Here is a 22277-nt window from a genome sequence, read left to right as displayed (position 1 = left end):
ACTACGGAGCCGGTACCGGGGCGCACATCACCCGTCAGAACCGTCTTGGGCCCCTACGGGGGTACGGGTCGGGCTGCAGCAGCCGGGTTTTTAGAGCGAGCAGCCAATCAACAACGGCTCCGGTTCCAGCGTTATGCCGAACTTCGCCGCCACGCCCGCCCGGACAGCCCGGGCTACGGCCAACACATCCTGCGTGCGGGCAGTCCCGCGGTTGGTGATGGCCAAGGTGTGTTTGGTGGACAGGGCAGCACGCCCGCTGGAAACACTGCCGGGTTCCAGACCGAAACCTTTGGCAAACCCGGCCCGGTCAATCAGCCAGGCGGCACTGAGCTTGATCAAACCGGAATCCGGTGCAGGATATTTCGGTGCATCAGCCGGCAGCAGCCGGGCGACGTCCGCTGTGACCAGGGGATTGGTGAAAAACGAGCCCGTGGACCAGGTATCGCGGTCACCGGCATCCAGGACCATTCCTTTGCCTGTCCGCAGTGCCAGCACTTCACGCCGGACGTCCAGTGAGTACGCCCGTTTGCCGACCTCGACACCGAGTACCCGGGCCAGTTCGGTATACCTGATGGGAGCACTCATCCGGCCCAAGGCCAGCTGAAACTCCACGGTCAAAACGACGTAACGCGGGGATCCCGCCGTCGTACTCTGTTTAAGAATCGAATCCCGGTAGCCGAACTTCAGGTCCGCGTGCGCGAACGTCTGGACCGCGTTCCGCAGCCGGTCCCAGACCCGAACGGATGCGATGGTCGCTGACACGTCTGTCCCATACGCACCCACGTTCTGCACCGGGGTGGCACCGGTGAGTCCCGGAATCCCGGAAAGAGCCTCGATCCCGCTCCACGCGTGCAGAACGGCGGTGTGGACCAGCTCGTCGAAATTGTGCCCTGCCTGGACAACGACGGAAACGCCGCCGCAGCTGTCCTCGGACTCCACCGTGTACCCGCTGCTGGCAATGCGCAGCACTGTCCCGGGGAAACCGTCATCAGCGATTACCAGATTGGACCCGCCGCCGATGATCAGCAGCGCCTCGCCGGCGTCGTCGGCTTTGCGGACCGCGTCGATAATTTCCTGTTCCGAAAAGGCCTCGGTCAGCGCCCCGGCGGCACCACCGGTACCAAGTGTTGTCAGCGAGCTCAGAAGTTTGTGCTCAGTCAAAGAAGTCACGCGTTCAGCCTATCCGCCCCGGACGGCTGAGGATGCCGGAGCCTGTTCGGGCCTGCGCACGACGGGAGTGAGGAAGAAACTTACGGCCAGCAGCACCAGCACGGCCAGCAGCGAATGAAGGACGCCCACATGCTCGGCCAACAGCCCCAGCAGCGGTGGACCGCAAAGGAACGCACCATAGCCGATGGTGGAAACAACAGATACCCGGGCGGCAGCCTTCTCGGGGTCATCGGCGGCCGCGGACATTCCCACCGGAAAGCCCAGCGAGGCGCCGAGCCCCCAAGCCACCAGCGCAAGCATGGCCAGCTGCTGCGAAGGTGCAAACACGAAAAGGGCAAGACCGGCAAAGGCGAGCGCGGCGCAGACGCGCAATACGGCGACCCGGCCCCACCGGTCCAGCACAATTGTCCCGGCGAACCGGCCCAGCATCATGGCGGTGACAAATATGCCGTAGCCCAACGCGCCGGTCGCGTTCGTTGCCCCGTAGCCGTCGGCAAGAGCCAGTGCGACCCAGTCCCCTGCCGACCCTTCGGCCAGGGTCAGTCCGAGGACCAGCAGCCCGATCAGCAGGGTTCGGCGTTCGCGCCATGCTGCGGCGACGCGCTGTCGGCCGTCCAGCACCTTTGAGTTGCCGGCCGCAGGGCTGTCCGTCGGGGTTCCCGCCGGCACGAGTCTGATTGGCCCGGTGGCCGGGTCGATGTTAATGTCCGATTGGCTGCCCGGGATACCGCCCGAAGGGACGGACGCCGGTTCCGCGTAGCTAACAGGCGGACTCCATGCGTCTGCGCGAAAGAACCGGGAGCCGGCCCACACGGACGCCACGACGACGACGGCGGTGGCCAGAAAGTGCCATAGGACCGGCACCTGCAGGCCTGCGGCGAGCGCGCTGAGCCCGGCCCCAGCCACTGTCCCGGCGCTGAACGATCCGTGCAGCCTCGGCATAATATGCCGTTTGAGCGCCCGTTCCACCGCCGCGCCTTCGACATTGGAGGCCGTATTCCACGACGCGGTGCCCAACCCGATCACCGCCAGGCCCACGCCTACCGCAGCAACGCTACCGAGAACCGTGGCTCCAAAGCCGGCCAGCAGCAATCCGGCTCCGAGCACTGCACTGCCGGCCTTAATGGTCCGCCGGGACCCTAGCCGCAATACCACCAGCCCGGAAACGGTTACCGATGCGAAGGATCCGACCGTCATGCACAGCAGCAGCAGTCCCACGCTGCCAGGAGTCAGGTGGAGACTGTCCCTGATGGCAGGGATACGCGCCACCCAGGACGCAAAGGCCAGACCGGATGCGGTGTAGGCCACCACCACGCCATTGCGCCAGTGCACAACCTCCCGCGGCGGGACGTGGCGTTGGGAATCGTGCGGTGAAACGCCGCTCACGCCACCTTGACCACTGCCTGTGCCTTAACAAGGACTTTCTGGCCGCCGCTGGTCACTGTAAGGTCAACCCGGGCGGTCGACTGCTCCGCGTCAAGGGCACCGATAACGCCGACGACGGCGATTTGGGCTCCGGCGTCCGTGTCCGGTACCGGAACGGGCCGGGTGAACCGGGTCTGGTAGTCCAGCACGGCGCCCGGGTCCCCTGCCCAGTCGCTCACCAGCTGGACGGCGGCGCCCATAGTAAACATGCCGTGCGCGATCACGCCGGGCAGCTCGACATCCCGGGCAATGCGCTCATTAAAGTGAATGGGGTTGAAATCCCCGGAGGCGCCGGCGTAGCGGACCAGATCGGCTCTGCTGACGTTGATGGTGCAGGAGCCAATTTCCTGACCGATGGCCAGGGAGGAAAAATCCATTACTGCCCCTCTCCCCGGACCAGGATGGCCGATCTCGTTGTAGCCACCGGATCTCCGTCGCTGCTGGTGATTTCCGCCCGAGTGCTGATCATGGCTCCGCCGCCCATCGCGCGGACGGCGTCAACGTGCAGGGCCGCCACCAGTTTGTCCCCGGCCACGATCGGCCGGTGATGGGTGAAACGCTGTTCGGCATGCACCACGCGGGAAAAGTCGATGCCCGAGGTGGAATCCTCGATCAACCGTGCGTCGGCACGCTGCGCCACAATGATGGCGAAGGTGGGAGGTGCCAGCAGATCGGCATGGCCGAGTTCCTGGGCCGCCGCAACGTCAAAATGTGCCGGATTAGTCGCCTTGACCGCGAGTGCGAACTCACGGATTTTTTCGCGTCCCACCTCGTACACCGGACCCGCCGGGTAGCTGCGGCCCTGAAGGTCCGGATTAATACTCATGGTCCAACACTAGCGGGCATTCCCGGTTAGTTCGCGAGGGATAGGCTGGCAACTGGGTCGCACTTGCGGCACTCATTTCACGTTTTGAGTGCAGGTGCTGCTACCTAGTTGGGAGCTGCGTCAGTCGGCTGGCGTTCCACGTCCTTTGGGTCTTTATCCAGCCGCCAGCCACGCCACACCGGATGACGCAATCGGCCGGTGCCGGTGAATTCCGTATATTCCACCTCACCGACCAGCTTCGGAGTCACCCAGATTGCGTCTGCGGCGTCAGCCCGCGGGACGTCGTCGAATGGGGTAGTTTTGCGGTGCAGGCGCGACATTTCTACGGTCAATTCCGCCAGCTCGCTATCGCTGAAGCCGCTGCCTACCCTGCCGGCGTACTTCAGGGACCGGCCGTGTGGGATCCCGAGCAGCAGCGAACCCACCGCGCCTTCACGCCGCCCTTTCCCTGGCCGCCAGCCGCCGACCACCACTTCCTGGGTTCGTTGGTGCTTGATTTTGATCCAGCCGGGACTGCGGGTGCCTGGCTCATACCTGCTGCCGGACTTCTTGGCCAGGATCCCTTCAAGGCCCAGCTCCGAGCTGCTCACCAGGGCCTGGGCTGGGGAGAGATCCAGCAGCGGCGGGAGCTGGATGCGGCCTTCGCTGCCCGCAGGCAGCACACTCTCCAGCCGGCGGCGGCGCTCCGAGAGATCCTTTCGCGTCAGCCGCTCGCCGTCAGCGAAAAGCAGGTCAAAAACCATCAGGTGCACCGGGATCTCACGTTGTGCCCTGGCAATGTCGGCCGGTCGCGTGAGTTTCATCCTGCCCTGCAGCAGCCCAAAGTCCGGCCGACCGGATGCGTTGAGTGCCACGATTTCCCCGTCCAGCACGGCATCGCCGGCGTCCACGAGGCCCCCGAGCTCAGCCAACTCCGGATAAACAGCGCTCATGTCCTTGCCATTGCGGCTGGTAAACGTGACTTTTCCCGCCTGCACCGAAGCTATTGCCCGAACTCCGTCCCACTTCATCTCCAGCAGCCAGTCCTCGTCCGGGTCCAGGGTCTGCAGGGACCCTGCCGTGGCGAGCATCGGTGCGATCGACGGGACGACGGTCCTCTTTGTTGCGGGTTTCCTGGTTGCCGCGCCCTTCTGGTCTGCAGCCGCGCCCTTCTGGTCTGCAGCCGCGCCCTTCTGGTCTGATGCAGCGCCACCGGGTGATGCAGCGCCACCGGGTGATGCAGCGCCACCGGCTGAGGCAGTGAGCTTGGGTGCTTCTTGCGCGGAGTCTGCTGGTTGGTCTTTCATCAAGTGGATCAGCCAGTTATTTTCCGCCCTGCCGTTCCCGCCGGTATGGATCAGGGCATATTTCCGCACGCCGCCCAACCCGCCGTCCGGCCGACCGGTGAGAGTGGCAATGACCTCCTTGCCGTCCCGCCATTTTTCCTCCTGATAACTGCCCGCATCCCAAATGGTCACCTCACCGCCGCCGTATTGGCCCTTGGGAATAGTCCCCGCGAACGAGCCGTATTCGAGCGGATGATCTTCGGTCTGGACGGCCAAATGGTTCTTCCCGGTCGATTCCGGCACGCCCTTGGGCAGCGCCCACGAGACCAGCACCCCATTACGCTCCAGCCGGAAATCCCAATGCAACCGGCTGGCATGGTGCTCCTGAATAACAAAGCTCCGCCCTTCGGCGGCAACGGCCCTTTCTGCCGGGACCGGTTCAGGCGTCCGGCCGGGATCACGCATACTGCGGTATTTAGCCAGCCGGTCCGCTGCCGCGCCCTGTCCGCTGTCCACGCCTCCTTGCCTGCCGTCGTCGTCCGGCTCCGACTCCGGCTCCGGCTCCGGCTTCGGCTTCGGCTCCGGCTTCGGCTTCGGCTCCGGCTCCGGCTCCGGCTTCGTGTCAACAACGGATCCCGGCTCCTCCGCCAGCGCGGCCATCGGATCGGAGCGCTTTTTGATCCGCCGCAACACTTCCTTGTAATCCAACTGGGCCAGTGATTCAGACGCCAGCTCCCGCCAGGTACGCGGGTACGCGACCATGGGCTCAAACCTGCCGCGCAAGGAGTATGGCGCAATGGTGGTCTTCGCCGCGTTGTTTTGGCTCCAATCCACCAGCACCTTGCCCCGGCGCAGTGATTTCTTCATGTCACTGACCACCACGTCCGGATGATCGGCCTCAAGCGCCCGCGCCAGCTCGTGTGCAAACGCAGAAATTTCCTCCGACGTCCGCGTGCCGTCCAGCCCGGCATAAAGGTGAATACCCTTGCTGCCGCTGGTCACTGGCACCGGAACCAATCCCATATCCGTCAGGATCGCCCGGGCCAGCTTTGCCACCTGCACGCATTCGGCCAGCCCTGTCCCCTCCCCCGGATCCAGATCCAGCACCAGCCGATCCGGGTTCTGCGCCTCGCCGTCGGGCCCGAAACGCCACTGCGGCACGTGGATTTCCAGTGCCGCGATCTGCGCCAGCCAGGTCAGGGTTGCGGCATCGTTGACCAATGGATAGCCGTTCGTGTGCTCCTTGTGCTCGATGCTGCCGCACGGGATCCAAGCCGGGGCGGATTCCTCGAGATTCTTCTGGAAGAACACCTGGCCCGGATGTTCTGCCGTACCCACCCCGTGGACCCAGCGTTTGCGCGTGGCAGGTCTGCCCTTCGCCGACGCAATCAGCAACGGTGCCACCGCGGAGTAATACGCGATCACGTCGCCCTTGGTGGTCCCGGTCTGCGGATACAACACCTTATCCAGGTTCGTCAGGGTGAGCCTGCGGCCGGCGACGTTCACCACCTGCCTATTCGGATTCTTGTCCCGCGCCGAGTCCTGGGGAGGTGTCATGCCCTCAAGTTTTACGCGAAAAAAGGGGGAAAGCTAGCTTTGCTCAGTAGGCGTAGTGTTCACTGGTCAGATGAGGTCTATCTGGAAAGGCGCGGTTGCGTTCGGCCTGGTTAATGTTCCGGTGAAGGTCTACAGCGCGACGCAGGACCACGACATAAGCCTGCATCAGGTCCACGATAATGACGGCGGCCGGATCCGCTACCAGCGCCGTTGCGAGGTCTGCGGAAAAGTGGTGGATTACGACCACATAGATAAGGCGTACGACGACGGCGACCGCACGGTTGTGCTCACCGACGAGGACCTCGCGTCCCTGCCCGAAGAGCGTAGCCGCGAGATCGAGGTGGTCCAGTTCGTCCCCAGCGACGCACTGGACCCGATCATGTTTGATCGGAGCTATTACCTGGAGCCCGACTCCAAATCCGCCAAAGCGTATGTGCTGTTGCGCCGGACGCTCGAAGACACGGAACAGACTGCGATTGTGAAGTTCGCCCTGCGGCAGAAAACCCGGTTGGGCGCACTTCGGGTGCGTGGGGACGTCCTGCTGCTGCAATCACTGTTGTGGGAGGACGAGGTTAGGGAGGCCGACTTCCCGGCGCTGAAGGAAAGCGTCCGGATCTCAGCCAAAGAGAAGGAAATGTCCGCGGCGCTGGTTGATTCGTTCTCCGGCAGTTTTGCCCCGGAAGAATACACCGACGAGTACCAGGAACAGCTGCACGCTCTGATCGACGCCAAGCTGGCCAAGGGTGATGCGCTGGACACCGACGCCACCTTCGGGGAAAGTGAAGAGACCGAACCAGGCCAGGTCCTTGATCTCATGGAGGCTTTGAAACGCAGTGTGGAACGCAACCGCAAGCCCAAACCAGCTGGTGACCGAAAGTCGACCGGAGACTCCGCTGCTGCGGGGAAGCCCGCTGCCCGAAAAGGACCTGCAGGAAAAGGAACGGCCCGAAAAGAGCCTGCAGCAAAGGAAACCCAAAACAAGCCGGCGAAGCGTAAGGGTGCCTAGTTCCCTCCCCCTGGGGGCCCATAGCGGCGGCTGCCCCGGATTAGGGGATGTCCGATGACCGGCTCCGAGCGCCAAAGCACCGTACGCCAGAGCCCCGGGCAGCCAAGCCCCGGGCAGCCGAGCACCGGACAGCCGAGCACCGGACAGCCGAGCACCGGACAGCCATCACTACCGCCGGTCCGCTTGGCACCGGAATCCGATTCCTCTGCGCAATGGCTGCCGGAATTGCGCACCATCGCCGCACGGGCGCTCGATTGTGCGGGCGGGATAGAGCCGGCCTTGGCTCTCGCGATCCGGCTGGGCCAGGAACTTCCCTATCCTATGGAGGGCCGGACCCTGCAGCTGTGGGAATCACTTGCCACCGTCGGCGCCTGCAATCTTTCTGTCGGCAGAAGCATTGAGCCGCATTTGGATGCCGTCAGTATCCTTCACCAGGCCCGGCAACAATCCGGGTCCGAGGAGCTTGAGCAGCTCGCCACAGCCGGGAACAGTTGCTGGGGGGTCTTCGCCGCTGAGGGCAAGGACCAGCACTTGCGGGCACACCGGCAGGGAAACGGCTGGATGCTCACCGGGACCAAACCGTGGTGCTCCCTCGCCGGACGCCTCAGCCATGCGATTGTCACCGCCCGCACGGACGACGGACGGCGGGCCTTTGCGGTGAATCTGAAGGATCCGGGCGTGAGCGTCATCGCGACCGGGTGGGTGGCGCTGGGTCTGCCCGAAGTCAGCAGTGGACCGATCTCCTTTGAGCATGTGCCCGCCGTTCCGGTCGGCGCCCCCGGCTGGTATTTCGCCAGGCCCGGCTTTGCCTGGGGTGGGGCGGGCGTAGCGGCGCTGTGGTTCGGCGCCGCTACTGCGGTCGCCCGTCGCGTCTACGCCCACTGCGCCGGCCGCGAGCCGGATCAGATCGCACTGCTGCAGTTGGGGCTGGTCGACGGCCATCTGACGGCAGCGCGCAATGCACTCGCCCTGGCGGCGCGGCAGGCTGACAGCGACCGTCACACTGCCGGTGCTTCCCTGCCCGCGGCCCGCGCCCGTGCCGCCGTCGTCCGTGCTTCTGAATCAATTCTTGAACTTGCCGGCCACGCCATGGGCCCGGAACCACTGGCTTTCGACGCCGACCATGCAGCCCGGGTCGCAGACCTTACCGTCTATCTTCGCCAAGATCACGCCGAACGGTCGATTGCGTCGATCGGCCAGCAGCTGCTGGCACCGGGGCGGCTGCCATGGTGACGTTCAACCACCTCGACGACGGCACGGCCGAAGGCGTCTGGCGCGGCTCCGAACGGCTCGGCGCCACGCCGGAGCTCAATCTTAGGCTGCCGCGCTTTACCAAGCTGGTGCTCGTCTCTGCCCATCCCGACGACGAAACGCTGGCCGCTGCCGGGCTGCTGCAGCGTGCCTCCCGGCACGGTTTGGAGGTCCGGTTGCTCGTTGCCACCGATGGTGAGGCGTCGCATCCGGATTCCAGCACGCACACACCCGCGCAATTGGCCGCCATCAGGGGCTCGGAGCTCGATCATGCGATGGGCACGCTCGCGCCGGCGGCGAAAATCCGCCGGTTAGGGCTCCCGGACGGCAGGGTTGCGGACTCCAGAGAGCTGCTGAAGCAGGCTATTTTGGCCGAATGCGCGGACGCCCCCGATCCGGCGGGGGCCGGCGCAGCGGCGGCTGAAGCGGAGCAGGGGCAGACGCTGATCGTGGCTCCCTGGCGCGCGGATGGCCACACCGATCATGACGCCGCCGGCGAGGCTGCGGCCGCAGCGGCGGCGGAAAGCGGCAGCACGTTCCTGGAATACCCCGTATGGCTCTGGCATTGGGGCACGCCGGATTCCTCCCGGGTTCCATGGTCGTCGATGCGCCGGTTGACCCTGGCGGCAACGGATATCGCCGGAAAGGAACGGGCCATCACCTGCCACTTCAGCCAGAATTCGCCGCTGTCGGACCTGCCGGGGGACGAAACCCTGCTTTCACCCGAAATGATCAGCCACTTCCGCCGCCCATATGAGATTTTCATCGACGCGGCCGGCTCTATGATGCCCGACGGCGACGAACGGGTTAAGTGGGCACAGGCACAGTTTGATGCGGTTCATCAGGATCTGGCCGAACCCTGGGCCGCCCCCGAAGCGTGGTATGAGGAACGCAAACGGCTGCTCACCATCGCAGCCCTGCCCGCACGGGAGTACGCTTCCGCACTGGAGATCGGCTGCTCCACCGGAGTGCTGACCCGGGATCTGGCGCAGCGCTGCCGGCGCATATTGGCTGTGGATCTGAGCGAGGAGGCGGTCAAAACCGCCGCCCGGCGCAACGCAGACCTGCCCGGGGTGAAGACGATGCAGCTCGCGGTTCCCGGACAATGGCCAACCGATTCCTTCGACCTGATCGCCCTTTCCGAGGTCGGCTACTACCTGGACCGCGGCACGCTGCTGAAAACGCTGGACCTGATGCTCGGCTCGCTCGCCCCCGCGGGGACATTGGTGGCATGCCACTGGCGGCACCAGATCACCGGGTGGCCGCTGGACGGAGACGCAGTCCACGATTTCCTGCGCAGCGACGGACGCCTAAAAACACGTGGTATCTACACCGAGGAGGACTTTATTTTAGAGGTCTTTACCGTTGTGCAGGACGGTCCGTAATGCGCCGCCCGCTTGAGCGGCTGGCCGTCGTCGTTCCGGCGCGCAACGAAGAGCGGCTGCTGCCGGACTGTCTTGCAGCTCTTGGGGAAGCCGCCGCCCACTTGCACAGCCAGCGCCCATCGATCGCCGTCAGTGTCACGGTGGTGCTGGACCGCACAACCGACGGATCTGCCGCCGTCGTCCGCCGTTACCCGCTGGCCTCTGCACTGCACAGCGAGGCCGGAAAAGTCGGAGCTGCACGCAATGCCGGTATCCGGAATGTGCTTCGCCGCGGTGCGCCGGCGGTGATATGGATTGCCAATACCGACGCGGACAGCATGGTTCCGCGGAACTGGCTGCTGGTCCAGGCCGAAGCGGCGGCACGGGGCTGGGACGTGCTGGCCGGGACCGTTCAGCCGGACACTTCGGAGCTGACGCAGGAGCAGTCGGTCCGATGGTTTGGCAGCCATAATCTGAGGGAAGGCCACGGGCACATCCACGGGGCAAATCTGGGATTCCGCGCGGACGCTTACCTGCGGCTGGGCGGTTTTGACGATGTAACGCTGCACGAGGACCGCAACTTTGTCCTCGCCGCCGCTGCGGCCGGCCTGCGGATCCGCAGTACCGACGCCGGCCGGGTCAGGACTTCTGCCCGCACGCACAGCCGCGTGCACGGCGGTTTCGCGGACTATCTTGCACGCGAGGTTGTAGCGCCGGCCCTGGACTCCCAGGCAACGGGCAAAGTCACAGCCGACACCCAGGCCTAGAAGGAGCACTATGACCAGCCCAGCGAACGAAGCAACGGTCCAGCCCGGGTGGTACCCGAGCCCGTCAAATCCGGGATGGCTGCAATGGTGGGACGGAACCGCGTGGACGGAGCACTTCGGCGGTTCGCCCATTCCCAATCCGCCCATGGACCGTCCGGAAATCAGCGCGCAGACCCGGGTGTATAACCCTTTCATCTGGCTGATCGTGCTGCTGCCGCTGTTGACGGTGGGGCTTCAGCTCGCCTGGAACCCTGTTTTCCGCTACCAGTACATCGGCCGTGGGCAGCTGAGGACGCTCGATCCGGCCTCCCTCTATACGCCCGGATACTTCCTGTTGCTGGCAACAGGGTTCATCATCTACGCAGTGTCCGTTCTATTAGCCTATTTTGACTGGCGAACCCTCAGCCGGGACGGCGTGGTCCGTCCATTCCATTGGGCGTGGACTTTTCTGAGCGCGACGGTGTACATAATTGGCCGGACTGTAATTGTCCACAAGGTCGCTCCGGGGCGCGGACTTGCCACGATCTGGGTGCTGATTGCCGTCGTCGTGCTCAGCTTCATCGCCATCGGCATTAAAGTCTCAATGATCTTCGCCAGCATCGGCGCCCGCATCGCGGGCTGACGGTGCTGCGTCCGGCCTGCGGGCGACAGCCTCCCCGACCGCCTGCAGCAGGGCCGGATCACCGAGGACGCGAAAATGCCCCATCGCGGCAAGCCGTATGTTCGTGCCGCCTGCCAGCTGGCCGTCACCAGGAATATGCGGATCAAAGCTGCTGTAGATCGCCGTGATCCTGCTGTTTACTTCCAGATTGGACGCCAACCGCAGCAGCAGTGGATCGTTGGGCGAAAAGGCACGGATGGTTCGTGCCGGTGCGTACTTGGCGTATACGGAGCCGGAAAAGGGTGTATTGACGGCAACCATCGCGCTCACCCGGTCTGCTGCCGATGTGCCGGTCATCAGGCATTTGCCAATGAGTCCGCCCTTGCTGTGCGCGACGACGACGACGTTCCTCAGGTTCTGCTCCAGCAGATAGTTCTCCACCAGCTCAGCCATCGCCGGGATGGTGCCGCGGTTGTAGCCCAGGCGTGCCACCACATGCACCGGGTGGCCCGCGGCGTGCAGCCGATTCGCCACTGGACGCAGGAAACGCCAATTTTCATAGATCCCGGGGATCAGCAGCACCGGAACGGCATCCGCACGCACATCCTGCAGCAGCTCCTGTGCCGAATCCCGGATGAGCAAACCGCGGACCTGCCAGAACGACACGTAAAGATAGTCCAGGACCCAGGCCCAGGCTTTCGTCATCGTCATCGCCATCGTCCCCAGCCTCATCGTCCCAGCCTCATACCCGGGCCCGGAGTGATCGGACGTGGCCGGCAACTACCGATGGCGAGCGGTACATCAGAATATGGCCCTCGGCTGCTATCTCCATGGCTTCGGCTACCGGGCAGCGGGCGGCCAGCTCAGCGAGCCAGGCGCGCGGCGCAATCGGGTCCCGGGCGCCGCGCATAATCAGCACCGGAACATCCACCTCAGCGATAGCTTCTTCGAGAGCATAGCTGAGCATAAAGGGCAGCGTTACCAGGTACCAGGGCGGCCGGCAACGGAACGCGTAATCGGAAAAAACCACCGCATTCGCAGCCATCGGTTCACGGAAGGTGTCCTGAAGCAACCGCAGACCCTGCTGCCAGGCGGTGCGTTCCTGCCGGTTAACGCACGGTCCCATCAGCACCGCCGCCGGGGCCGACGCGCGCTGCCGCAGCATTTCCACCGTCACTTGGCAGCCCATCGAATGTCCAATCAGAATCGGCTGGGAAACGTTCAACTGGTCCAGGCAGCCCCAGACCCACCGCGCTAAGTCCTCCATGGATAACGGCCGCGACGGCTTAGGAGCTTTACCGAAGCCGGGGAGATCCACCGAGTGAACAGTGGCCAGCTTGGACAGTTCCCGGGCAAGCGGCTCAAAATACCGCGAAGACATGCCAATACCGTGGATCAGGACGTAAGTATCCGGACCTGATCCGCGGCTATGCGTCACCCCGGTGACGCCGTCAACGTCGAACGTCCTGGACTGCCGTTTGTTGTCCGCTTTGGCGAGCGGTCCGGCATCCGCTCTGGCATCCGCTTTGGCGTGCTGTCCGGCGAGCGGTCCGGCATCCGCTCTGGCATCCGCTTTGGCGTGCTGTCTGGCATGGTCCATCCGGGGGCGCCCCTTTTTCGGCATACCAGCAACTCTTCCCTACGCTGCCGCCGCCAGCAAGTGACCCGCCCGTGAGCCAACGCAAAGCCTGGACCTCAATGCGCAGATGCCGGCAGGTCGACAGGTCTTTGTCCTGATAAATTTCAACGAAGCTCATGGGTAGAGCCAATGGTTGTCGCCCAATGACGTGGCAGAATGTCTTCACACCCTCATCTACGGGACCGTACGTTTCGAAGAAGGGAACTGAAGGTGGAGAACGTCAGCGCAGCCGCTAGCGGCCAGCCATCCAAACAGAACACCGGTACCGCCGCCGGCCAGGACGCCCTCGCCGTGCGCCTGGGCGACTTGGCCCGCTCCTTACAAAATGAAGTCGATACGGATGCAATTCTTGCTGGCATGGTCCAGGCCGCTATCGAGCTGATTCCAGGCGTGGAGGAAGGCTCTATAAGTGTGGTGGTCGGCCGGAAGGAAGTTGGTTCCCGTGCCGCGTCAAGTGACCTGCCGAAACGCATCGATGCCATCCAGATGGAGGTGAACGAGGGACCGTGCCTGGATGCGGTCTACGAACAAAAAACGGTTCGGGTGGCGGATATGTCCACCGAAAAGCGCTGGCCCCGCTTTGCCGAACGGGCCTATGCAGCCGGGGCGGGAAGTATGCTCTCCTTCCAGCTTTACGTCGAAGGCGGCAACCTTGGCGCATTAAACCTGTATGCAAAAGAGGCCGGTGCCTTCACCGATGAATCAGAGCATGTGGGGCTTCTCGTCGCAGCGCACGCGGCCGTTGCCTTCGCCGAAGCGCAAAAGACGGAACAGCTTCAGGAGGCACTCACCACGCGGGATCTGATTGGCCAGGCCAAGGGAATCCTGATGGAAAGGCACAAAATCACCGACCAGCAGGCCTTCGCCATCCTCACCCACGCCAGCCAGAACAGCAATCTGAAGCTGCGGGATGTGGCTATCCGTTTAGTCACCAGCGGTGAAATCCCTTCGCAGACCCAGCATTGACCCGGCCGTGCAGCATCGTCGCCCTACCGCTCTTCTCTTCGGTGGCAGCCCGGCTCGTCTCCCCGGGACGTTTTATCGATTGTCGACGGCGGCCGACTGTCCTTTGAGCAGCCCGACCACGTGCAGCAGACTCCCGGTGGCTGCAGTTTCCCCGTGTCCCTGCTCCCCGTGCGGTGCGCCGAATAGCGCGGCGTTGTAGTACAGACCATCGCCAATCAGCAGGATCGCCCGTGCAATGCCGGCATCGTGGACTTCTTCGGCGATCAATTCCATCCATCTGCTCTGCATGGCGGTGAACGCCTCGCTGACCTGAGGATCCTGGCCTTGTGCCAGCCGGGTTGCCGCCACAAGTGTCCGGTCAAAAGAAGTTCCCGCGAATACGGAGGTCCGGATGTAATATTCGGCCGGCCCCTCCGGTGCTTCACGCATCTTGGTGAAGTCAATCTCGGCCAACTCGCTGAGCTTCTGAATCAGACCGGTGGTCAGGGCGTCGCGGCTCTTGAAGTGGTACAGCAAGCCGCCCTTGGACACGCCGGCGGCAGCGGCTACGGCGTCCAGCGTCGCCGCTCGTCCGCCCTCGTCGATCAAAAGTGACTCAAAGGCAAGCAGTATTCGATCACGGGCCGAGGGCTGATTAGACATGCGCTACATTCTACCGGCATGCACTCCTCGACTAAACCGTCCGGACGGTTTACTAAACAGTCCAGACGGTATAAAATTGGAAAGATCTTTCGACCCCTAAGGAATTGCGCGCCATGTCATTGAGTACCGACCGTCCCACAGTGGCGGTTCCAGCAGCAGACCTCGCCCGTCTGCCGGTAAAAGCCGGTCGCCGCGGATGGCTCGCTCTGGCGGTCCTCATGCTTCCCGTGCTGCTGGTCTCCGTCGACAACACGGTGCTCAGCTTCGCGGTCCCTGCAATTTCGCTGGCCTTGAACCCGGCGGCAGCAGACCTACTCTGGATCATCGATATCTACCCGCTGATCCTTGCCGGCCTACTGGTCCCGATGGGCAGCCTGGCGGACCGGTTCGGACGCCGTAGAATGCTGATGATCGGCAGCCTCGGCTTCGCCGCCGTTTCGGTCGTCGCCGCCTTCGCCCCTACCGCCGGAAGCCTAATCAGCTGCCGCGCGCTGCTGGGTCTCTTCGGTGCCATGCTGATGCCTTCCACATTGTCGCTAATCCGCAACATTTTCACCGATCCAGGGCAGCGTCGAATCGCCATCGCTGTCTGGGCGGCAGGATTCTCCGGCGGCGCCGCGATGGGGCCGCTCCTGGGCGGGGTGCTGCTGGACCACTTCTGGTGGGGATCGATCTTCCTGCTGTGTATCCCGATGCTCATTCCGCTGCTCATCCTTGCCCCGCTGTGCGTTCCGGAATCACGGGATCCCTCGCCGGGTAAGATCGATCCGCTGAGCATTGTGCTGTCCTTTGGGACCATGGTTCCGCTTATTTACGGAATCAAGGCCCTGGCGGCGGAGGGTCTGGGGTTCGGCTCCATCGTGCCCGTGCTGGCCGGCTCGGCCCTGGGTCTGCTCTTTGTCCGCCGGCAATTGCGCCAACGGGACCCCATGCTGGACGTACGGCTGTTCCGCAACCCCGTTTTCAGCGGAGCCGTTGCCGCAAACCTACTGAGCATTTTTTCGCTGGTGGGCTTCCTGTACTTCGTCTCTCAGCATCTGCAGCTGGTGGTCGGACAGTCCCCTACCCGTGCCGGGCTGACCCTGCTGCCGGGACTTATCATCTCCATCGTCACCGGCCTGCTCGTGGTCAGGTTGGCTCGTCGGGTCCGGCCGGCCTACCTGGTGGCAGCCGGTCTGCTCCTGAACGCCGCGGGGTATCTGAGCGTGTTGCTGAACAGCTCGGGTTCCGGAAGTGGGCTGTTACTCGCGTTCGGACTGCTCGGCGCAGGGGTCGGCATGTCGGAAACAATCTCCAATGACCTGATTCTTGCCGCGGCCCCGGCCGACAAGGCAGGGGCTGCGTCGGCCATTTCCGAAACGGCGTACGAGGTGGGCGCGGTGCTGGGGACCGCCGTGCTGGGCAGCATTCTGGCTGCGGCCTACCGCCTCCACGTCATAGTGCCGGGTTTGCTGCCGGCGTCAGCTCAGCAGGAGGCCGGCCAGACTCTAGGCGGGGCCATAAACGCCGCGGCCACGTTGCCTGCCGGACCGGCCGGCGAACTTCTCACCTCGGCCCGGCACGCCTTCGATTCCGGTGCCGGTCTGGTCGCAGCAGTGGGCCTGGTTCTGATGATCGCTGCGGCTGCGATGTCGATCTTGACGCTGCGCAGCGTCAAGACAAGCTGACGACGACGGCACGCATCTGCCGCCGTCGGCCATCAACGCCTGCGCTTTCCCGGCCCGGCCGGCTGCGCATATTTATCCCGGCGGACGTCGGGCGCTATTTCCTGCGCAGGTTTTTACGGACATGCTGCCCGCGGATCACCAGTGAGACAATGTGCAGAATCAGGCCCAGGCCGATGAACGGCAGTCCCACATAAGTTTTGGTGGAGTCATGTGCATTGGCTCCAACGACGGTCAGCACCAGCCCCACTGCAATTGCACCCATGGCGCTGAAGACCAGAATCTTGTAGAGCCGACCGGAGGTTTCCCAGAATTCGTTGAGCACGCCCCCAGCTTAGCCTTGTATCTGATGGGCCCGCGTTGGGGCCGGTTCGGCACCATGGCCCCAACGCGGGCGCCGCGGGTGTTAGAAAAGGGGATTCTGGACGGCGGGAGGCACGGAACGGTAATTGCCGAGAGTAACCCGCCTCCCTTTCAACAGGCCCAGATTTACCACGAAGTCCGTCTGGGTTTCATCGATTGCAGCCAAGACACAGCCGCCCAGGGCCGCCTTGATCAGCAGACCGTGCCCACCCTCGTCCAGGGCCGACGGGTACGGATGCCGCTGGGCGGCCGCCCCCTCAGCCGGTTCAACCAGGCCGTGTGCATGCTCCGGTCGTTCCCAGACTTCATTCACGCTTCGGAAGCCCGCCAGCCCGACATCCCGCAAGAGTCCGCGGACAGCTCGGGCGTGACCGGCATTTACGGCGGCGAGGCCAGGCGCCGGGAGGGGATTTAGCAGCGCTGCGGATTTCGCAGCCGACCTGATCTGCTGGGTCAGCCCTAAATGGCCAGTGACCAGGTCTTCGAGCCGGCGGATGATGCGCCCGTCATCGGCAAGCGCCACATACTGTGCCACCACCGCACCCTGCTCCGCCAGTCTGCTCCACTTGCTGCGCTGCGAGGCTGTGCCTACTTTCGTGGCCCCGTCCGCGAAAGTCGCAATATAGAGCCAATGCGGCTGGTTGAGGTAGGCACGCAGACCGGACGGGGCAATGCCGCTGCGGTGGAAATCGTGCATGAAGCGGAAGTCATCCCGGGCAAAACACGGCCCGCACTGGTAGCCCCGCTTGGCCGCGGACAGCTGCGGGCACGGGCTGTGCACCGATTCCGTGGGCCCGAAGACGGCGGAAGAACCGACGCAGTATCGTGGGCCCATATGCACGGTGAACCTAAGCCACCGGCCAGCGGACAGCGGCAGGGACGACGACGGCGGCAGGGACGACGACGACGGCAGGGACGACGACGGCGTACGCGTGCCGCCGTCACCCGTATTTCCTGGCTCCGCGCTGAAGGACAGGGAGGGACCGGTTTCATCCCAGCTGACTCCGCGGATCAACATCTAAACAGCGGCGCCGCGTCCGTCAGGCGGCTGGCTGGACGCCGAACGCCACGGCCAGCTTGATGATCTTCTCGGCGCGTCCCAGCCGCGGAAGGTCCGAGCCATCCCGGATCACACCGCCGCGGGCATCGAAATCCGCCATGAAGTCCGAGGCCCAGGCAACATCTGTCGGAGTGGGGCTGATGACCTCGTTGATGATCGTTGTCTGATCCGTGGCAAGGCAGAGCTTTCCGGTCATTCCCATGGACACCGTAATAGCGGACTGCTCGCGCAGAATCGGGTGGTTCGTGCCCACTGTGGGACCGTCAATGGGGCCGGGCAGATTGCCCACCCGGCTCGCCACCACGAGCTTGGCCCGAGGGTAGGCCATGGCTTCGCGGTCCGCGCTCATCCCCGTATCGCGGCGGAAGTCCCCGGAACCGAAGGCCAGCCGGTACGCGCCCTCCGCACGGGCAATATTGTTCGCTTCCTCGATGCCATAAGCGGATTCCACCAAGGCCAGCACGCGGCTGTTGCCGTCGAGCCGGTGGAACGTCTCCTTGACCTGCTCGGCGCTTTCCGTCTTAGCCAGCATGACTCCCAGCAAACCGGGAACATTACGCAGCGCCGCAACATCGTCGGCCCAGAATTCCGAGTGGACATCATTGATCCGCACCCAGGCCTGCCCCCCATTGCGTAGCCAATCGATCACGGCGCTCCGGGCTGAGGACTTATTCACCGGGTCAACGGCATCCTCGATGTCGAGCACAATAGCGTCCGCACGGGAAGCCGCGGCGTCGTCGAAAAGCTCGGGCTTAGTGGCCGGCACCAGAAGCCAGGACCGGGCGATGTCCGCGGGAATGTTACGGATACGGGCTGTTTTAGCGGGGACGGCTGTGCCGGGCGTGGAAGACATAGACCTACCGTATATCCGCCGGTGCCGTCGCGACTATTCTGCCGGCACCGGCGGCGCCTGCGCCTTGCGCATCAAGGCAGACAGCCCGACGGCGGCCACAGCTATGACCGCGGCTACCAGAAACGCCGTACGGATTCCCGCTTCCTCCCCCGACATCGCTGTCGCGACGGCGAAGATAGACACCAACAAGGCCGTTCCCGCCGCCCCCGCAACCTGCTGCAGCGTGCTCATAATCGCCGAACCATGCGAATACAGATGCGGCGGGAGCGGGTTCAGCCCCGAGGTGAAGGCCGGGGTAAAAAGCAGTGCCAGCCCCGCGCTGAGGCCCATATACACAGTAACAATCCACCACACCGGCGTCAGAGCCGTCAAAAGGGAGAATTGCCAAAGACACAACACCATCAGCACGGAACCGGTGACTGTTAGTGGTAGTGGGCCGATCCTGTCATAGAGCCGGCCTACCACCGGGCCCAGCAGTCCCATAGCCAGGCCGCCGGGCAGAAGCACGAGCCCGGTGGTGACGCTGTCCAAGTGGTGGACCTGCTGCAGGTAAATCGGCAGCAGGATCACGCTGCCAAACAGCGCCATCATCGCCACGACCAGCAGCATGGTCGAGACAGTGAACATGCGGAATCTGAACGCGCGCAGGTCAAGCAGCGGGGCGCCTCCCGTCTGCAGCCGAACCTGTCGGAGCACAAAGGCCGCAAGGCTGACCACGCCGATACCCAAGGCCGCTATCGCCAAAACGGTTGAGCCGTCGTCGCCCTGGCCGCCGATCCCGCTCAGGCCATAAACCACGCCGCCAAACGCGGGGACCGTGAGAATCACCGAGGGAACATCAAGCTTGGAGACGTCCTTCTCGCCGATGTTCGTGAGGTACTTGGCGCCGATGGCCAAGGCCAGCAAGGCAATGGGCAGCACAAAAACGAACATGAACCGCCAGGACAGCGCCTGCAAAATCAGTCCCGAAACCGTCGGACCAAGCGCCGGCGCCACAGAAATCGCGATCGTCACATTTCCCATTACCGAGCCGCGCCGTTCCAGCGGCACCAGGGTGAGGATGGTGGTAATCAGCAGCGGTAGCATGGTGGCCGTTCCCACCGCCTGGATCACCCGTGCCAGCAGCAGTACTTCAAAACCAGGCGCCACCACCGCCAGCGCCGTGCCTGCGCAAAACGCACCCATGGCGAGCAGAAACACTGTCCGCGTAGTCAGCCGCTGCAGAACAAAGCCGGTGGTCGGGATGACAACGGCCATGGTCAACATAAACCCGGTGGAGAGCCACTGGATCGTGGATGCGGAGACATGCAGATCCAACATCAGCCGCGGCAGCGCCACGTTCATGATGGTTTCATTGAGGATCACCACAAATGTCGCCACCAAAAGCGTGGCGATCACAGCGACGGATTCCTTCGGCATCTTTGTCGATGCAGCGCTCGCGCTGATTTCCGCGCTGGTCTTAGAAGACATGAGTATTCCTGGGAACGATGGTTGCCGAAACTGTTATTTTAGCTGCGTTGCGCTGCTAATGGGAATCTTTCGACGACGGTCCCCACCGCTGGTTTGCTCCGCGCCCAAACACCTCGCACAAGCTCCGCACCGGGCGCGCTACGGATTGCACCGGGAAGAAGCGGGAAGAAAGAGGACGAATCATAAGCAGTGGCATCGCCAACCTACTCCGGCATGATCATGGTCCGCAGATCCAGCTGTTGCAGCACATGATCTGCCGCCTCCGGGTCGGTGCCGGGTTCATTGCGGGCCGCAATGATTTCCTGCCGGGCGGCGTCCAGCGCGATGGTCTGCACTGCCACCACCAGCTCCCTGCCCCGCGCCCGTAGTTCCCCCGCCGCGGCCTCGTCGAGCTTACCGCCACCGGCCGTAGTCCCCGGCAACCCCGTGTTGTCCGTCAACTCCGCGTATAACCGCGTCATCCGGGACCGGAGTATCTTTAGCTTCTCCGGCGGCAGCTCCTTGATCAACGGATTGTTCTTCAGTGCCGCCTGCGCGGCAGATTGTGCCCGCCGGGCCAGGACCCGGGCCGCATCACGCTCCACCGACGGGTCCTCGGAGGCCTTCAGAACACGCATCAGCCACGGCAAGGTCAGTCCCGGCAGCACTAGCGTGGCCAGCAGCACCGCACAGGCAATCACAATGATCTCGTGCCGGGCGGGGAAGCCGGCGCCGCTGTCCAGCGTGAGCGGCAGGGCCAGGGCTAAGGCCAGCGTAGCCAGGCCGCGCATACCACACCAGGACAACACAATCACGTCCTTGAACGAGAGCCGGGACAGCTCCGTACCGCGCTTTTTGATCATCCCGGCAACCAGCCAGATCCAAAGCACGCGGACCACAATAACCAGCAAACAGATCACGACGGCAGCCGGCAGCATTGCGAAAATCGCGCTGCCTTCCTCGTCAATCACGCGCTTGATGGCAAGACCCACCAGTCCGAAAGCAAGGCCAGTGGCCAGAAGCTCCACCACATCCCAGAATGCAGCGCCGGTGAGCCGCTCCGCGGCATCTTCGGCCCGCGCGTGCCGCTTCATTTCCAGTGCCGTGACGACGACGGCGATCACGCCGGACGCGTGCAACTCCTCCGCGAGAATGTAGGCGGCAAAGGGAACCACCAGCGTAACCGCGCTACGCGCAACCGTTGACTGAATCAGGCGGGACGCCAGAACCGTGATCCACCCCATGGCCATGCCCACCGCCACAGCGATGGCGGCTCCGAGTATGAAACTGAGGGCGATTTCCGGCCCGATCCCGGAACCTGAGACTGTGGCAGCGGTCGCGGCCTGGAAAATGACAATGGCCGCGGCATCGTTGAACAGCCCCTCACTCTGCAGAATGGTCGTGAGCCGGCGTGGCATGCGTACCCGGGCGGACACTGATTCCACAGCTACCGGATCCGGCGGGGCCACGACGGCTCCGAGCGCGATGGCCCCCGGAATTCCGATCCCTGGGATCAACAGCCAACCTGCACCGGCCGTGACAGCGGTCGTTACCACCACCAGGCCAATGGCCATCAGCAGGAGTGTCCGCCAGCGGATCCGGAAGACCACCCACGAGCTCTTCTGCGCCGTCGCGAAAAGCAGCGGCGGGAGGAAGATCGGCAGGATCAGTTCCGGCGCAATCTGCAGATCTGGAAAGCCGGGGATAAAGGTAAGCGCTGCGGAAAGGATCAGCACCAGCACCGGATATGGCAATCGCATCCGATCACCAAATCCGACGGCAACTACTGTCGCAAAGAGCAGACCGACAATGAGTGCCAGCTGTTCCACCTGGCCACCTTTCCAAGAATAAGTTGGACCGGACGGGTCAGATCGATTGGACGCTTTCTCAGGCGAAGTCCAACGACCTCTCCAAATTTACCGCGTCCGTGGTACTAGCCTCCCGCAGGAACCCGCTGGCGCAACAGGTCGGTAGCGTTCCGGATCACCTGACTACAGGTCCTCCGAGCGCTCGGGTTCGTGGGGTATTTGTGAGTCGATCAGGTACAGGGCGCGGTAGGTGGCGTCTTGGCAGGGATCCGGTGGCGAGGTTGTTCGACGCAGGATCGCTCCTGTAGGCATCGCTCCTGCCGGGATCGTGCCTGCTGTCCTTGCTTTACCTGTCCTTGCTTTACCTGTCGTTACTTTGGCTGTCTTTGCTGTGCCTGTCCTTGCCGTTGTGGTGGCTCCCGGATCGGTGAGCCCTGCTGGACGCATTGCTGGCCGCATTACTGGAAGGCGTGTTGGAAGCTGTGGTGGGTGGTGGTCTGGTGGTGGTGGCGGGTAGTACGTCCCGGCCGGTGAGGTCCAGGCTGTTTGCCCGGTACCGGTCATGGACGGGGTCCAGCCCCGCAGCCGTGGTCCGGGCCGG

The 22277-nt window shown here is 63.8% G+C and carries 22 protein-coding genes; 7 read left to right on the top strand and 15 right to left on the bottom strand.

Going from position 1 to position 22277, the window contains the following annotated elements; all coding sequences use genetic code 11:
• Window positions 1-90: 90 nt before the first annotated feature.
• The 5 genes from IV500_RS11225 to IV500_RS11205 all read right to left on the bottom strand — a co-directional run bounded on the left by IV500_RS11225 (window position 91) and on the right by IV500_RS11205 (window position 6243).
• Window positions 91-1170 (bottom strand): UDP-N-acetylmuramate dehydrogenase, encoded by a 1080-nt coding sequence (locus tag IV500_RS11225; protein WP_376770206.1) that lies wholly within the window; start codon window positions 1168-1170, stop codon window positions 91-93.
• Window positions 1171-1179: 9 nt separating this feature from the next.
• Entirely contained in the window at window positions 1180-2556 is a 1377-nt protein-coding gene (locus IV500_RS11220; protein WP_196396909.1) for an MFS transporter, read from the bottom strand.
• On the bottom strand, window positions 2553-2972 hold the full coding sequence (locus IV500_RS11215; protein ID WP_196396908.1) for a MaoC family dehydratase: 420 nt from the start codon (window positions 2970-2972) through the stop codon (window positions 2553-2555). The genes IV500_RS11220 and IV500_RS11215 overlap by 4 nt, the downstream gene beginning before the upstream one ends.
• Window positions 2972-3421, bottom strand: a complete 450-nt coding sequence (locus IV500_RS11210) for a MaoC family dehydratase N-terminal domain-containing protein (protein ID WP_196396907.1) — start codon at window positions 3419-3421, stop codon at window positions 2972-2974. Before IV500_RS11210 ends, IV500_RS11215 begins: the two co-directional genes overlap by 1 nt.
• Window positions 3422-3525: 104 nt before the next feature.
• Window positions 3526-6243: an ATP-dependent DNA ligase gene (locus tag IV500_RS11205; RefSeq protein ID WP_196396906.1), complete on the bottom strand. Its 2718-nt coding sequence runs from the start codon at window positions 6241-6243 to the stop codon at window positions 3526-3528.
• Between the two features lie 70 nt (window positions 6244-6313).
• Here IV500_RS11205 and ku point away from each other — a divergent pair, with 70 nt between their 5' ends.
• The 5 genes from ku to IV500_RS11180 are packed head-to-tail and all read left to right on the top strand — an operon-like array spanning window position 6314 to window position 11253.
• Complete coding sequence (gene ku, locus IV500_RS11200) at window positions 6314-7249, top strand: non-homologous end joining protein Ku (protein ID WP_196396905.1); 936 nt, start codon at window positions 6314-6316, stop codon at window positions 7247-7249.
• A 54-nt stretch (window positions 7250-7303) separates the two neighbouring features.
• A complete protein-coding gene (locus IV500_RS11195; protein ID WP_196396904.1) occupies window positions 7304-8482 on the top strand; it encodes an acyl-CoA dehydrogenase family protein in 1179 nt (392 codons plus the stop codon).
• Complete coding sequence (locus tag IV500_RS11190) at window positions 8476-9885, top strand: bifunctional PIG-L family deacetylase/class I SAM-dependent methyltransferase (RefSeq protein WP_196396903.1); 1410 nt, start codon at window positions 8476-8478, stop codon at window positions 9883-9885. The genes IV500_RS11195 and IV500_RS11190 overlap by 7 nt, the downstream gene beginning before the upstream one ends.
• The gene (locus IV500_RS11185; protein WP_196396902.1) at window positions 9885-10631 is read left to right on the top strand and encodes a glycosyltransferase family 2 protein; all 747 of its coding nucleotides are present in this window, start codon (window positions 9885-9887) and stop codon (window positions 10629-10631) included. The genes IV500_RS11190 and IV500_RS11185 overlap by 1 nt, the downstream gene beginning before the upstream one ends.
• Window positions 10632-10641: 10 nt before the next feature.
• The gene (locus tag IV500_RS11180; protein WP_196396901.1) at window positions 10642-11253 is read left to right on the top strand and encodes a DUF2510 domain-containing protein; all 612 of its coding nucleotides are present in this window, start codon (window positions 10642-10644) and stop codon (window positions 11251-11253) included.
• Here the strand turns inward: IV500_RS11180 and IV500_RS11175 are convergent.
• A complete protein-coding gene (locus IV500_RS11175; protein WP_196396900.1) occupies window positions 11212-11964 on the bottom strand; it encodes an esterase/lipase family protein in 753 nt (250 codons plus the stop codon). The genes IV500_RS11180 and IV500_RS11175 overlap by 42 nt on opposite strands.
• Window positions 11965-11974: 10 nt before the next feature.
• Window positions 11975-12832, bottom strand: a complete 858-nt coding sequence (locus tag IV500_RS11170) for an alpha/beta fold hydrolase (protein WP_196396899.1) — start codon at window positions 12830-12832, stop codon at window positions 11975-11977.
• 249 nt (window positions 12833-13081) lie between these two features.
• Between IV500_RS11170 and IV500_RS11165 the strand changes: the two genes are divergently transcribed.
• A complete protein-coding gene (locus IV500_RS11165; RefSeq protein ID WP_312875906.1) occupies window positions 13082-13837 on the top strand; it encodes a GAF and ANTAR domain-containing protein in 756 nt (251 codons plus the stop codon).
• Window positions 13838-13909: 72 nt separating this feature from the next.
• Here the strand turns inward: IV500_RS11165 and IV500_RS11160 are convergent, their stop codons facing one another.
• On the bottom strand, window positions 13910-14479 hold the full coding sequence (locus IV500_RS11160; RefSeq protein WP_196396897.1) for a TetR/AcrR family transcriptional regulator: 570 nt from the start codon (window positions 14477-14479) through the stop codon (window positions 13910-13912).
• A gap of 113 nt (window positions 14480-14592) precedes the next feature.
• Here IV500_RS11160 and IV500_RS11155 point away from each other — a divergent pair, with 113 nt between their 5' ends.
• A complete protein-coding gene (locus tag IV500_RS11155) occupies window positions 14593-16146 on the top strand; it encodes an MFS transporter (protein ID WP_196396896.1) in 1554 nt (517 codons plus the stop codon).
• A 94-nt stretch (window positions 16147-16240) separates the two neighbouring features.
• Here the strand turns inward: IV500_RS11155 and IV500_RS11150 are convergent, their stop codons facing one another.
• The 7 genes from IV500_RS11150 to IV500_RS21475 all read right to left on the bottom strand — a co-directional run.
• Entirely contained in the window at window positions 16241-16468 is a 228-nt protein-coding gene (locus IV500_RS11150; protein WP_196396895.1) for a DUF3188 domain-containing protein, read from the bottom strand.
• Window positions 16469-16549: 81 nt separating this feature from the next.
• Window positions 16550-17524: a DUF2797 domain-containing protein gene (locus IV500_RS11145; RefSeq protein ID WP_196396894.1), complete on the bottom strand. Its 975-nt coding sequence runs from the start codon at window positions 17522-17524 to the stop codon at window positions 16550-16552.
• A gap of 22 nt (window positions 17525-17546) precedes the next feature.
• Window positions 17547-18419: an HpcH/HpaI aldolase/citrate lyase family protein gene (locus IV500_RS11140; RefSeq protein ID WP_196396893.1), complete on the bottom strand. Its 873-nt coding sequence runs from the start codon at window positions 18417-18419 to the stop codon at window positions 17547-17549.
• A 33-nt stretch (window positions 18420-18452) separates the two neighbouring features.
• A complete protein-coding gene (locus tag IV500_RS11135) occupies window positions 18453-19889 on the bottom strand; it encodes an MDR family MFS transporter (RefSeq protein WP_230854839.1) in 1437 nt (478 codons plus the stop codon).
• A gap of 203 nt (window positions 19890-20092) precedes the next feature.
• On the bottom strand, window positions 20093-21697 hold the full coding sequence (locus IV500_RS11130) for a Na+/H+ antiporter (RefSeq protein WP_196396892.1): 1605 nt from the start codon (window positions 21695-21697) through the stop codon (window positions 20093-20095).
• Window positions 21698-21859: 162 nt separating this feature from the next.
• Window positions 21860-21988 carry a hypothetical protein gene (locus IV500_RS21935; RefSeq protein ID WP_281064028.1) on the bottom strand — a complete coding sequence of 43 codons (129 nt, stop codon included), beginning with the start codon at window positions 21986-21988 and terminating at the stop codon, window positions 21860-21862.
• A 49-nt stretch (window positions 21989-22037) separates the two neighbouring features.
• Window positions 22038-22277 (bottom strand): hypothetical protein (locus IV500_RS21475; RefSeq protein WP_230854838.1); only part of this gene is annotated, 240 nt, incomplete at its 5' end.

It is taken from the genome of Arthrobacter terrae (assembly GCF_015708085.1).
GTDB classification, from domain to species: Bacteria; Actinomycetota; Actinomycetes; order Actinomycetales; family Micrococcaceae; genus Arthrobacter_M; species Arthrobacter_M terrae.
This window is presented reverse-complemented; position numbering and strand designations above follow the sequence as displayed.